11 protein-coding genes are annotated in these 12,081 nt (G+C 69.9%); 8 read left to right on the top strand and 3 right to left on the bottom strand.

Features of this window, described 5'->3' with window-relative positions; all coding sequences use genetic code 11:
* Nucleotides 1–19 precede the first annotated feature (19 nt).
* The 4 genes from FLX08_RS07100 to FLX08_RS07090 all read left to right on the top strand — a co-directional run bounded on the left by FLX08_RS07100 (nt 20) and on the right by FLX08_RS07090 (nt 3,791).
* A complete protein-coding gene (locus FLX08_RS07100; RefSeq protein WP_142617408.1) occupies nt 20–931 on the top strand; it encodes an aldo/keto reductase in 912 nt (303 codons plus the stop codon).
* Nucleotides 932–1,093: 162 nt separating this feature from the next.
* Nucleotides 1,094–1,252 (top strand): hypothetical protein, encoded by a 159-nt coding sequence (locus tag FLX08_RS40450; RefSeq protein WP_167530301.1) that lies wholly within the window; start codon nt 1,094–1,096, stop codon nt 1,250–1,252.
* The gene (locus FLX08_RS07095) at nt 1,249–2,004 is read left to right on the top strand and encodes an ABC transporter ATP-binding protein (protein ID WP_142617407.1); all 756 of its coding nucleotides are present in this window, start codon (nt 1,249–1,251) and stop codon (nt 2,002–2,004) included. Before FLX08_RS40450 ends, FLX08_RS07095 begins: the two co-directional genes overlap by 4 nt.
* Nucleotides 1,989–3,791, top strand: coding sequence for a hypothetical protein (locus FLX08_RS07090; protein WP_142617406.1), 1,803 nt, complete (start codon nt 1,989–1,991; stop codon nt 3,789–3,791). The genes FLX08_RS07095 and FLX08_RS07090 overlap by 16 nt, the downstream gene beginning before the upstream one ends.
* On the opposite strand, the gene FLX08_RS07085 is transcribed toward FLX08_RS07090, so the two are convergent.
* Nucleotides 3,712–4,347 (bottom strand): TetR/AcrR family transcriptional regulator, encoded by a 636-nt coding sequence (locus FLX08_RS07085; RefSeq protein WP_142617405.1) that lies wholly within the window; start codon nt 4,345–4,347, stop codon nt 3,712–3,714. The two genes, FLX08_RS07090 and FLX08_RS07085, sit on opposite strands and share 80 nt — an antisense overlap.
* 120 nt (nt 4,348–4,467) lie before the next feature.
* On the opposite strand from FLX08_RS07085, the gene wrbA reads away from it, so the two are divergent.
* Nucleotides 4,468–5,076 (top strand): NAD(P)H:quinone oxidoreductase, encoded by a 609-nt coding sequence (gene wrbA, locus FLX08_RS07080; protein ID WP_142617404.1) that lies wholly within the window; start codon nt 4,468–4,470, stop codon nt 5,074–5,076.
* Between the two features lie 8 nt (nt 5,077–5,084).
* Complete coding sequence (locus tag FLX08_RS07075) at nt 5,085–5,399, top strand: YciI family protein (RefSeq protein WP_142617403.1); 315 nt, start codon at nt 5,085–5,087, stop codon at nt 5,397–5,399.
* Nucleotides 5,400–5,908: 509 nt separating this feature from the next.
* On the opposite strand, the gene FLX08_RS07070 is transcribed toward FLX08_RS07075, so the two are convergent.
* Complete coding sequence (locus FLX08_RS07070; RefSeq protein ID WP_142617402.1) at nt 5,909–6,553, bottom strand: TetR/AcrR family transcriptional regulator; 645 nt, start codon at nt 6,551–6,553, stop codon at nt 5,909–5,911.
* Between the two features lie 76 nt (nt 6,554–6,629).
* Between FLX08_RS07070 and FLX08_RS07065 the strand changes: the two genes are divergently transcribed.
* A complete protein-coding gene (locus FLX08_RS07065; RefSeq protein ID WP_142617401.1) occupies nt 6,630–7,910 on the top strand; it encodes a GH1 family beta-glucosidase in 1,281 nt (426 codons plus the stop codon).
* Here FLX08_RS07065 and FLX08_RS07060 read toward each other — a convergent pair.
* Nucleotides 7,892–8,794, bottom strand: coding sequence for a coiled-coil domain-containing protein (locus FLX08_RS07060; protein WP_142617400.1), 903 nt, complete (start codon nt 8,792–8,794; stop codon nt 7,892–7,894). The genes FLX08_RS07065 and FLX08_RS07060 overlap by 19 nt on opposite strands.
* Before the next feature lie 212 nt (nt 8,795–9,006).
* Here FLX08_RS07060 and FLX08_RS07055 point away from each other — a divergent pair, with 212 nt between their 5' ends.
* Nucleotides 9,007–12,069: a M14 family metallopeptidase gene (locus FLX08_RS07055; RefSeq protein WP_142617399.1), complete on the top strand. Its 3,063-nt coding sequence runs from the start codon at nt 9,007–9,009 to the stop codon at nt 12,067–12,069.
* The last annotated feature ends 12 nt before the right edge of the window (nt 12,070–12,081 follow it).

Raw genomic sequence — 12,081 nt, 5'->3', positions numbered from 1 at the left:
AGGCGGCAAGGTGGTCGGCATGAGAATCGCTCTGGGGACGATCCCCTTCGGGACCACCGTGGACGAGGCGACGTCGTTCGCCATCCTCGACCGCTTCGTCGAAAGCGGCGGAACGATCCTCGACACGGCCAACAACTACCCGTTCTGGCTGGACGGCGCGACCGGCGACGAGAGCGAGACCACCATCGGCCGGTGGCTCGCCTCCCGGCGCAACCGGGACCAGGTGGTGATCAGCACCAAGTGCGGCGCCCGCCCGTCCGTGCCCGGCGCCCGTACGCTCGACGCCGCCGAGGGCCTGTCCGCCGGCGTGGTACGGGCCGCGATCGACGGCAGCCTGCGGCGGCTCGGCACCGATCACGTGGACGTTTACTGGGCGCACATCGACGACAGGTCCGCGCCGCTTGAGGAGACGGTCGCCGCCTTCGACGAACTGGTGCTCGCCGGCAAGGCCAAGGAGGTGGGCGCGAGCAACCACGCGGTGTGGCGGCTGGATCGGGCCCGCTCACTGGCGGCGGCCCGTGGCGCCACGCGCTACAGCCAGGTGCAGCTGCGCCACTCCTACCTCCGCCCCCGGCCCGGGGTGCGGCTGCCCGAGGGCGGGCACACGCTGGTCACCGAGGAACTACTCGACTACGTGCGTTCCGAGGGCGACCTGACGCTGTGGGTCTACACCTCGCTGCTCGCGGGCGCGTACGCCGGCAAGCCGCTGCCCGAGCACTACGACCACCCGGGCACCACGCGGCGGCTGGCCGTGCTGGACGAGGTGGCCGGCGAGCTCGGCGCGACGCGCAACCAGGTCGTGCTGGCCTGGCTGCGGGCGCAGGACATCGTCCCGATCGTCGGTGTCAGCTCGGTCGCCCAGCTTGAGGAGCTGCTCGCCGACGTCAAGCTCGACGACGAGCAGATCGCCCGCCTCGACGCCCCCGCCTGACGCCGGGCCCCGCATACGCCTGGCCCGGACAGCTCCGAAGGGCGCCCGCGAAGGGCGCCTGTGAAGAGCGCCTGCGGCGGGGAGCCGAACCCGGCCCCGCCGCGGGCGCCCTTCAGCCGTTAGATCTTGTGGAGTCTTGATTGATCGTTTAGCGTCCTGAAGGTGGCATCGGGGCGGACGTTCACGGAGAACGCCCGCAGGGCGCAGATCGTCGACCTCGCCGTCACGGCCCTCGCGACGCTCGGCTACCGGCAGCCGTCGATCGCGCGGATCGCCGAGCCGGCCACGACCTTCTCCCTCGCCCCCCGGAGCACACCATGACGCCAGCGCTGGAGATCAGCGGGCTGACCAAACGTTTCGGCGACAAACTCGCCGCCGACGCCATCGATCTCAGCGTCCCCCAGGGCTCCTTCTTCGGGCTCGTCGGTCAGAACGGCGCCGGCAAGACCACCACCCTGTCCATGGCCGTCGGCATGCTGCGACCCGACGGCGGCAGCGCCAGGATCTTCGGCGAGGACGTCTGGTCCGCCCCAGGGCGGGCCAAGGCCATGGTCGGGGTGCTGCCCGACGGGCTGGCCATGCCCGAACGGCTGACGGGGCGCGAGGTGCTCACCTATCTGGGCCTGCTGCGGGGCCTGGACAAGGACGTGGTGGCGCGACGGGCCGGGGAACTGCTGGCCGTGCTGGAGCTGGACAGCGCGGAGAAGACGCTCGTCGTCGAATATTCGACCGGCATGCGAAAGAAGATCGGGCTGGCCACCGCGCTGCTGCACGCGCCGCGGCTGCTGGTGCTGGACGAGCCGTTCGAAGCGGTCGACCCGGTGTCGGCCGCCACGATCAAGACGATCCTGCGCGGCTTCGTCGCGGGCGGCGGCTCGATCGTGCTGTCCAGCCACGTCATGGCTCTGGTCGAGCAGTTGTGCGACCGCGTCGCGGTGATCGACAAGGGGACGGTGGCCGCCGCCGGCACGCTCGACGAGGTGCGCGGCGCGAGCTCCCTTGAGGAGACCTTCGTCGCGCTCGTCGGCGAGCAGGACAACGGCGTCAAGGAGCTGTCGTGGCTGTCGCGCTGACCACGGTCACCATGCTCACCATGGCCCGGATGAAGGTCGCAATGCTGCGCCACGCCTTTCACGGCACGCGGGCGCAGACCGCGGGCACGGGCGCGGCGCTCGGCGCGCTGCTCGCGGCGGGCACGATCTATCTGGCCTTCATCGGCCCGGACCCGCTGGCGGCCGGGTACGCGGTCTGGCTGCTGGGCTGGATCCTCGGCCCGATCTTCATGGGCGGCGGCGACGAGACGCTGCGTCCGGAGTACTTCTCGCTGCTGGGCCTGTCACCACGCCGGATGGCGGCCGGGCTGCTGGTCTCGGCCTTCGTCGGCGTGGCGCCGCTGGTGAGCCTGACCGCCCTGCTCGGGCTGCTGGTCGCGGGGGTCCGGCTCGGCGTCGTCAACACCCTGGTGGCGGCGCCGGCGATGGTGCTGCAGCTGGCGGTTTTCGTGCTGCTGTCGAAGGTTTCCGTAGCGCTGGTCGGGCTGGCGCTGCGCACCCGGCCGGGTGCGATCGCCTCGGGCGTGCTCAACGGCGCGATCTTGGCGGCGCTCGGCCAGGTCTGGGTCTTCTTCGTGGTCTTCGGCCAGACCGGCGTGCCCGCCGCGGTCTGGTATCTGCCCTCCGGCTGGGGCCTGCTGGCCGTACGGGGCCAGTGGTGGGCGCTCGCGGCGCTGGCCTTCCTGGTGCTGCTGCTCCTGGGCGCGTGGGCCGCCCTGCTCGGCCTGCGTACGGGCGCCGCGCGGCTCTCCACGAGGGGCAGGCGGCCGATGCGGCCGGCGACCGCCAACGGCGCGATCGTCGCAAAGGAGCTGCGCACCTGGTCGCGCGATCTGGTGCGCAACCACCAGCTGACCTTCGCGTTGTCGTACGGCGTCTGCTTCGCCGCCAGCCCGCTGATCCTCGGGTGGGACGGCATGCTGCCGTACGCGGGTCTGATCTTCATCGTGATGGCCGCGGCCATGACCTCCAACCTGTACGGCACCGACGGCACCGCGCTGTGGCTGACGCTGATGACACCGAACGCGAGCGACGTGCGCGGCAGGCAGCTGGCCTGGCTGTCGGCACACGCGCCGGTGGCGGTCGTGCTGACCGTGGCGTTCACCGCTGTCACCGGCGGGCCGTGGCCCCTGATCCTGGCGCTGCTGCCCGCCCTGCTGGGCGGCGCGGCCGGGCTGGTGCCGCTGGTCTCGGTGTACGGGCTGGTGCCCGGCACCGATCCCCATCGCCGCGCGGGCAACCCGCTGCGCACCAGTGAGGACGACGGCGGCCTGACCGGGCTGGCCTATCTGATGCTGGCGCTCGTGCTCCTGACGGGCGTGCCCGCAGGCCTGGTGGCGCTCCGGTTCGGCTGGGCCGGCGTGGCCGCCGGGGTCGTGACCGGCGCGCTGTGCTACTGGGGATTCGGCCTGCTCGCCGAGGGGCGTCTCCGTTCGCAGGGCCCGGAACTGCTGAACGTGATGCGCACCGGCCGCAAGCCGCAGACGACGATGGCGTCCCGCTTCGAGCATCTGTCCACGACGCAGAAGACGATCGCCGGGTTGTGCTTCGGCTTCGGCGCCATCCCGCTGGTCCCCCAGGGCATCATCGCCGCCGTCTTCGTGGCCAACGACACGGTCCGCCACTCGTGGTTCCTGGCGACGTACATGCCGCCCGGGCTGCGCTATCCGGTAGCCGCCGCCTTCGTCGTGCTCGGGCTGGCCATGTACGGCACCGGCCTGTGGTTCGTCACGCCCCGGTCGTCTCGACAGCGCGGGCGGCCGTCCCCGGGGGAGCCAGTCCGAGCAGGCTGTCGATGCCGGCCTTGATCTGTTCCTTCGTCACTCCGCGTTCCGCGGTGAGGTGCGCGAACAGGCTCGGCACGAACGGCGCGAGCAGCAGATGGGCCAGGATCGCGGGGTCCGCTTCGGGTTTCATCTCGCGCAGCAGCATGGACACGTGCGTGTGCATGGTGCGATAGGCGCCGCTCTCATAGCGGGCCCCTGGTGAGGCGCTCTCCGCCGCCGCCATGATCTCGCCCTGCTCGATGACCCGGTCGGCGACCGTGTGGAGGAACGCGCGCAGCCGCTCGGCGGGCGGGGCGCCGGGGCCGAGGGGCGGCGGACCGGTCATGAACGCCTGCTGGAAGCGCTGCTCGCCGTCGTCGAGCACCGCGAACAGGAGGCGGCTCACGTCACCGAACCGGCGATAGACGGTGCCGACGCCCATGCCCGCGGCGTGCGCCACGGCGTTCATGGTGACGGCCGCCGGGCCCTGCTCCGCGATCAGGCGAGCGGTCGCGTCGAGGATCTTCCGCCGGTTCCGGGCGGCGTCCGCGCGCTCCGGCGGGGCCTGTCCGGTGACGGGAAGCTCGGTGCGGGGCATGTCCCGAGGCTACCGGACGGGAGATCCAATCCCCGGGTTGCGAACCGGATTGTTATCCGATTTACTGCCTTCGAACCGGATAGCTATCCGGTTGATCGTCGCTTCGGAGGAGACGTCACCATGAGTGCCAAGATCGCCGTCATCTACTACTCGGCCACCGGCAACGTCCACCAGCTCGCCACGGCGATCGCCGAGGGCGCGGAGAAGGCCGGCGCCGAGGTCCGGTTGCGCCGAGTCCCCGAGCTGGCCCCCGACCCCGCCATCGACGCCAACCCGGCCTGGCGCGAACACGTCGAGGCCACCAAGCACGTGGAGGTCGCCACGCTGGACGATCTGGTCTGGGCGGACGCCTACGCCTTCGGCTCGCCGACCCGTTATGGCAACATCGCCTCGCAGCTCAAGCAGTTCATCGACACCACCGGCCCCATCTGGCAGCAGGGCGTCATGGCCAACAAGCCCGCCACGGGTTTCGCCAGCGCTCACAACGCCAACGGCGGCAACGAGTCGACGATCCTCGCCCTCTACAACACCTTCCACCACTGGGGTTCGATCATCGTGTCGCCCGGTTACACCGACCCGGTGGTGTACCCCGCGGGCGGCAACCCGTACGGCACCGCTCACCGGGGCGGCGCGGGCGCTCCCTCGGAGGAGACCCTCGCGGCCGCCCGCTACCAGGGCGAGCGCCTGGCGACCATCACCGCCAGCCTCCTGGCCGGCCGGGCTGCTTGAATGACGGCATGCTGCACGTGCTGATCGTCTCCTACACCGGCTCCGAGGAAGACGCCGCTCCCTTCGTTCGCGATCACGTCGAATATCTCGAACGGCACCACGCGGACGGCGTCTTCCTCGTCTCGGGGCAGACCGTGCCGTCCTCCCAGGGCGGGGCCATCGTCGCGTACGGCGTGGACCGCGAGACCATCGAGCGGATCAGCGCCGAGGACCCTTTCGTCGTGAACGGCGTCGCGACCCACACGATCACGACAATCGAGCCGGGGCGGGTTCATCCGGCCCTGGCAGCGCCACTGAGCGCCGCACCGGCATCGCAAAACTGACCCGCTCAGGAGTCATGCCCGTTCCCTGCCGTCACAGCTATCCTCAACGCTCACCTATGTCCTGACGCCGCGGGAGGATCTCCGGCGACCGCGACCCAGAGCACGTCCTTGATCCCGCTGCAGTGAGACCTGGCCTTGGCTCCTGGTTCGCCTCGCGCTCGGCAAGCACGACAGAGCGAACCTGATACGGCAGTTCCTGCACCAGCCAGGCGAGAGCCCTGGCACGTGCCGCCTCCTTACGCTTGGGTCGATCAAAGCGACAGCGGTACACCCTCGCCTCGACGGGTAAAGACCGGACCTCGCGGATCATCGCGATGCGGGTCCGGTCGTCCTCCTGGGACCAGTGCATCCGTGCTGTTGGGATCACAGAGCACAACCGCCGGCGGGCTTCTTCGCTCAGAGCAGGCGGGGCGAGCACGAGTCCGATCGCGTACAGACCAGCATTCGTGTATAGCCCTGCCACTCCGGCTCCGGACTCAATCCCTTCCGCCAGTCACCATGGGGTTCATTCAGGCCAGGTGGTCGGAGAGGTAGCGGCGGACGAGGCGTTTGCATTCGGCGATGAGGTCGGGGTCGCCGTCGGGGTGGACGCGGAAGGCCAGTTTGAGCACGGCGTCGGCGGCCTCCACGGCGACGACGAAGGCGCGCGACAGGCCGTCGCCCGGCGCCACGCCGAGCCGGTCGACGATGAGGGAGCGCAGCCGGTCGGCGACGATCACGTTGTTCTCCAGCGCCTCGTCGAGCATCCGCTGGGTGCCGGGCAGGGCGGGGCCGCCGGGAGCGGCGAGCACCTCGCCGAAGTCCACCACCCCGAAGCCCGGCGTGGTCCGTTTCATGCGGACGAACTCGTCGACGACCAGGTCCACGGCGTCGGTCCAGTCGGACAGCGGCGCGGCGGCCAGCCGGGAGGCGATCCGGTCGAGGTAGGCCTCCAGGTTCCGCAGCGCGAGCGCGCGGACCAGGCTCTGCTTGTCGGTGAAGAACTGGTAGAAGGTCCCGATCGGCACCTCGGCCCGGCGGGCGACCTCCTTGGTGGTCAGGGCGGCGTACCCCACCTCGTCGAGCAGCAGGGCGCATTCGTCCAGCATGCGCTCGACCCGCTCCTGACTGCGACGTTGTGCGGGCCGTCGGCGCAGCGCTCCCCCTGTCGTCATTCCGCCATTCTCTCCCGCTTTTCGACCGGCCGGGCTAACATGAGTTTCCCTCATATTAGCTGAGAGAGGCGGCACTATGTTCCTCTGGGGCACGGCCACCGCGTCCTACCAGATCGAAGGCGCGGTGAACGAGGACGGCAGAGGGCCCTCCGTCTGGGACACCTTCTCGCACACGCCGGGCAAGGTCCGCGACGGCCACACGGGAGACCTGGCCTGCGACCACTACCACCGCTACGCCGAGGACGTGGCGCTGATGGCCGGCCTGGGCGTCAACGCCTACCGCTTCTCGATCGCCTGGCCGCGGGTGATGCCCACCGGCGCCGGCCCGGTCAACCAGGCCGGTCTCGACTTCTACGACCGCCTGGTCGACGCGCTGTGCGAGCGCGGCATCACCCCCGTGCCGACGCTCTTCCACTGGGACCTGCCGCAGGCGCTGGAGGACGAGGGCGGCTGGCTCAGCCGTGACACCTCCCGCCGTTTCGCCGACTACGCCGCCGTCGTGGCCGAACGGCTGACCGACCGCGTACGCATGTGGATCACGCTCAACGAGCCGTTCGTCCACATGGTGGAGGGATACGGCCTGGGCATCCACGCCCCGGGCAGGGCGCTCATGTTCGGCGCGCTGCCGGTGGCCCACCACCAGCTGCTCGGGCACGGCCTGGCCGCGCAGGCCCTGCGGGCGGCCGGGGCGGAGCAGGTGCTGATCACCAACAACTGCACCCCGGTCTGGCCCGCCTCGGACTCACCGGAGGACCTGCTTGCCGCCGAGACGTACGACATCCTGCACAACCGGCTGTTCAACGACCCGGTCCTCACCGGCGCCTACCCCGACCTGACGGCGTTCGGCGTCGAGATCCCCGTACGGCCCGGCGACCTGGAGGCGATCGGCCGGCCCCTCGACGGGCTGGGGATCAACTACTACAACCCCACCCGGATCGGCGGCCCCGGCGGCGACGGCCTGCCGTTCCGGTTCGCGGAGATCTCCGGCGTCCCCACCACCGCGTTCGGCTGGCCCGTCGTGCCCGACGGCCTGCGCGAACTGCTCGACTCCCTCAAGGCCAGGTACGGCGACGCGCTGCCGCCCGTCTACATCACCGAGAACGGCTGCTCGTACGACGGCCTGGACGACCAGGAGCGGATCGCCTACCTCGACGGCCACATCACGGCCATGCGCCGGGCGGACGTGGACCTGCGGGGCTACTTCGTCTGGTCGCTGCTGGACAACTTCGAGTGGGCCGAGGGCTACCACCAGCGGTTCGGCCTGGTGCACGTCGATTTCGAGACCCAGGAGCGCACGCCGAAGGCGTCCTACCACTGGCTGCGGAAGTTCCTGGAGGTTCAGAGCACCGACACGTGAACGTGGTCGTAGTGGTTGGCGGTGATGCCGCCGCGGTCGGACATCATCCGCCATCCGGCGCCCGTGCGCATGTCGTAGAAGCGCTGCTGCCAGATGATGTACATGATCCCGTACTCGCTCGCGTGCTGGATGCACCACTGGGCGAGGGCGTCGCCGCGCTCCTTGGCCACGGCGTCGGGCATACGGCCGCCGCCGCTCATCATGAAGTCGCAGGCCCGGCCCTTGCCGTGCTCTCCCGGGTCGCCGGCGCGGAGGCAGCCGACGCCGAAAGGCATCGGGAACTGCGACATGATCGCGTTGCGCGTCGAGATCATGCGCTGCGTCAGGCCGCTGCCGGCGTCGGGTGTCTGGAAGCCGAACTTGGCCATCAGGCGCTCGATCTCGCCGCGCTTCGCCTTGAGCTCCTTGATGTGGTCCTGCAGCTTGTCGATCTCCTTGGCGGCCGCGGCGGCAGCCTTCTTCTGCTTGGCGACGAGATCCTTGACGCCGTTGAGCCGCTCGGTCCTGGCGGTGCCCAGATAGGCCAGCGTCGCCAGCGAGCTGGGGTCGGCCGACAGGGAGAAGATCCGGGAGGCGTCCGCGCCCCCGCTCATGTACGAGGTCTGGGCGAACGCCGCCACCTGCCGCTGGGCCGCGAGCAGGTCCGACTTCAGCTTCTTGACGTTGCTGGACGCCTTCTGCGCGGCCCTCTTCGCGTCGTCCAGGCTGAGGATCTCGCCGCGATACTCCTTCTGGAGCGCGGCGGCCTCCTGGGTGAGCTTGCGGAGCTTGGCCTGCTGGTCCGGCTCCGCCTCGGCGGTGAGCCCACCCGAGATGGCGCCCGAGACGGACGGCGCGACGAGCAACACGGTGGCGACCACCGCAAGCCTGGCCCAGCGCCGCACGCGACCTCCACTCGGATTCGGCCTGAAACTATAGGAGACGATCTTTACGTCTGCTACCGGAACAGGTGAAACTCTTGCGCCTAAAGCGGACAATCGTCGAGTTCTCCGTTTTGTGACCAATTCGAGACTTACGCGTCGCCTTACCGCACTTGAACGCGGTTTGACCCCGACAGAGATTCGGGAGATCGTCACCCCTCACGAAGGGCTCACCGATGTCCCGACGAGAGATCGTCTCGACTCTGGCCGCCGCGGTTCTCGGCGCGGCGCTCCTGGTGCCGGGCTCCCCGGCGCAGGCCGACCAGGGCGACCCGCTCCCCCCAGCGGACCAAGCCGACCTCTACCAGCTCGACAGCGCGCCCGGCACCTCGGGCACGCTGACCCAGAAGGGCTTCGACGTCGTCCAACGGCACCTCTCGGGCGACAAGGAGCACGTCGAACTGACGGCGACCCCCGCCGAGCTGAAGAAGCTCCAGATCCTCGGTTATCGGCCGCAGCCGGTGCGCAATCCACAGGGCCAGACGCAGTTGCAGGCCGCGAAGGCGCAGGCGGCCGGCGGATACACCGTCTGGAAGTCCTACTCGGAGAAGGGCGGCATCGCCGACCAGCTCCGCTCCATCGCGAACGCCAACAAGGACATCGCGAAGCTGGAGACGATCGGCAAGACCCTCCAGGGGAAGGACATCCTCGCGCTGAAGCTCACAAAGCCGGCCCAGGTGCTGCCCGACGGCGTCAAGCCTGCGGTGCTCTACTCGGCCACCCAGCACGCCCGTGAGTGGATCGCGGCCGAGGTCGACATGCGGCTGCTGAAATACCTGGTGGCCAATAAGGGCAAATCCGACATCAGCCGGCTGCTGACCACCACCGAGGTCTGGTTCGTGCCGGTCTCCAACCCCGACGGCTACGACTTCACCTTCACCGAGGGCAACCGGCTCTGGCGCAAGAACCTGCGGGACAACGACCGCGACGGCCGGATCACCGGCAACGACGGCGTCGACCTCAACCGCAACTTCCCCACGCGGTGGGGATACGACGAGGAGGGCTCGTCCGGCGTCTTCAGCAGCGAGACCTACCGCGGCACCGCCCCGGTGTCGGAGCCCGAGGTCCGGGCCATGGACGGCCTGCTCAAGCGGCTGCGTTTCAAGGCTCAGGTCAACTACCACTCGTACGGCCCGCTGCTGCTGTATCCCGAGGGCTGGCAGGTCGCGACGAAGACCGCCGACGACCCCGTCTACCTGGCGCTGACCGGCACCGACGAGAACCCGGCCGTCCCCGGCTTCGACCCGGGGGTCGGCGCTGAGCTCTACACGACGAACGGCGAGACCACCGACCACGCGCACAAGGCGTACGGCACGCTCGCCTGGACGCCGGAGCTTGAGGAGGGCTGCGACGGCTGCGGCTTCGTCTTCCCCGACGACGAGGCGCTGGTGCAGGCCGAGTTCGAAAAGCAGCTTCCCTTCGCGCTCGACGTCGCGAAGTCGGCGCTCGACATGAGCGACCCGGTCAGCCACCTCGGCAACACCGTGCCCGACTTCGTCCTGGACCCGTTCGACGTCGGCTACGGCACCGACCAGGTCGTACAGGTGAACGCCAAGCGCAGGCTCGGGCCGGTCTTCCTCGACTACCAGATCAACGGCGGCCGCACCAAGACCGTCGGGACCTCCGAGTGGAAGGGCGGCGAGCGCTACGGCGACGGCTACGACACCTACTTCCACCAGCTCAGAGGCACGGTCAAGGGCGCGAAACCCGGTGACACCGTGAAGGTGTGGTTCCGCTCGCTCACCAAGAAGAGCGGGGAGTTCACCTACAAGGTCTCCAAGGACATCGGCGGCAAGGTCCTGATCGTCGCGGCGGAGGACGTCACGGGCATCAGCCCGGCCCAGGGCGTCACCGAGGCGAAGTACGCCGACGACTACGCCAAGGCGCTCGCGGGCGCCGGCTACTCCTCCGACGTGTACGACGTGGACAAGAACGGCCGCAAGGCGCCCCATCCGCTCGGGGTCCTCAGCCACTACAAGGCCGTCGTCTGGGAGACCGGCGACGACATCATCCCCCGCGCCTCCGGCCAGCCCGCCGGCAGCGCCGCCAACCTGGGCGAGGCCCTGGAGCTGGCGTTCCGCGACTACCTCAACGAGGGCGGCAAGCTGCTCGCCACCGGCAAGTACGCGTTGTACGCCCAGAACGTGAACGGCGCCTACTGGTATGAGCCCGACTACCCGGCGCAACCGGAGTGCACGACCCTCAGCAAGCCCCCCTGCCTGTCGCTGAGCAACGACTTCGTGCAGTACTACCTCGGCGCCTACACCTTCGTGGAGGGCGGCGGCCAGGACGCCGACGGGAACACGCTGCCGCTGAAGGGCGCCGGCGGCGCCTTCGCCGGCTTCACGGGCACGCTCAACGGCGGCGACTCGCCCGGCAACCAGGACCACACCTCCGCGTTCGTCACGACGTCCTCGGTCCTGCCGGCCGACCGGTTCCCGCAGTTCGCCGGCTCGGCCCCGCTCAAGTGGCAGTACGGCGCGGGCTCGCCGTTCAGCCCGCGCACCGGCTCCTGGGACGTGCAGAGCGGTCAGGCGGACGTGTCCTACAAGCGCCTGACCAGGACGATCGACCTCACCGGCAAGACCAGTGGCGAGCTGTCGTTCTGGACGTCGTACAACACCGAGCCGGGCTGGGACTTCATGACCGTCGAGGCGCACACGGCCGGCCAGGACGACTGGACGACGCTGCCCGACGCCAACGGCCACACCTCCCAGGAGGTGGGCGACAGCTGCGCCAACGGCTGGGTGGACATCCATCCGTTCACCGCCCACTACCAGACGTACGACGGCGCGGTGACCTGCACCGCCACCGGCACGACCGGCGCGTGGCACGCCGCCTCCGGCTCGTCGAACGGCTGGCAGCAGTGGTCGGCCGACCTGACGGCGTACGCGGGCAAGCAGGTCGAGGTGTCGATCTCCTACATCAGCGACTGGGGCACCCAGGGCCTCGGCGTGTGGCTGGACGACGTGACCGTCAAGGCCGACGGCGCGACCGTCGCGGAGACCTCGTTCGAGGACGACCTGGGCGGCTGGACCGTCTCCGGGCCGCCTCCCGGGACGGAGCCCGCGCTGAACGACTGGGCGCGCAGCGACAGCACGCTCGACGACGGTGCGGGCATCACCACGAAGGACACGGTCTACTTCGGCTTCGGCGCGGAGGGCGCGACGACCCAGGCCATGCGGACGGACCTGGTCCGCCGGGCCATGACGCACCTGCTCGGCAAGCCGCATCGGTAGAACCGCGGCCCG

The organism is Microbispora hainanensis (genome assembly GCF_006874475.1).
GTDB lineage: Bacteria > Actinomycetota > Actinomycetes > Streptosporangiales > Streptosporangiaceae > Microbispora > Microbispora hainanensis.
The sequence above is the reverse complement of the archived record's forward strand: the minus strand, read 5'-3'. Positions and strand labels throughout refer to the sequence as shown.

What these genes read in the sequence shown, in the direction of transcription:
- FLX08_RS07055 (WP_142617399.1), top strand. Translation starts at nt 9,007, where the DNA reads ATGTCCCGACGAGAGATCGTCTCGACTCTGGCCGCCGCGGTTCTCGGC.
- FLX08_RS07065 (WP_142617401.1), top strand. Translation starts at nt 6,630, where the DNA reads ATGTTCCTCTGGGGCACGGCCACCGCGTCCTACCAGATCGAAGGCGCG.
- FLX08_RS07075 (WP_142617403.1), top strand. Translation starts at nt 5,085, where the DNA reads ATGCTGCACGTGCTGATCGTCTCCTACACCGGCTCCGAGGAAGACGCC.
- FLX08_RS07085 (WP_142617405.1), bottom strand. Translation starts at nt 4,347, where the DNA reads ATGCCCCGCACCGAGCTTCCCGTCACCGGACAGGCCCCGCCGGAGCGC.
- FLX08_RS07095 (WP_142617407.1), top strand. Translation starts at nt 1,249, where the DNA reads ATGACGCCAGCGCTGGAGATCAGCGGGCTGACCAAACGTTTCGGCGAC.
- wrbA (WP_142617404.1), top strand. Translation starts at nt 4,468, where the DNA reads ATGAGTGCCAAGATCGCCGTCATCTACTACTCGGCCACCGGCAACGTC.
- FLX08_RS07070 (WP_142617402.1), bottom strand. Translation starts at nt 6,553, where the DNA reads ATGACGACAGGGGGAGCGCTGCGCCGACGGCCCGCACAACGTCGCAGT.
- FLX08_RS07100 (WP_142617408.1), top strand. Translation starts at nt 20, where the DNA reads ATGAGAATCGCTCTGGGGACGATCCCCTTCGGGACCACCGTGGACGAG.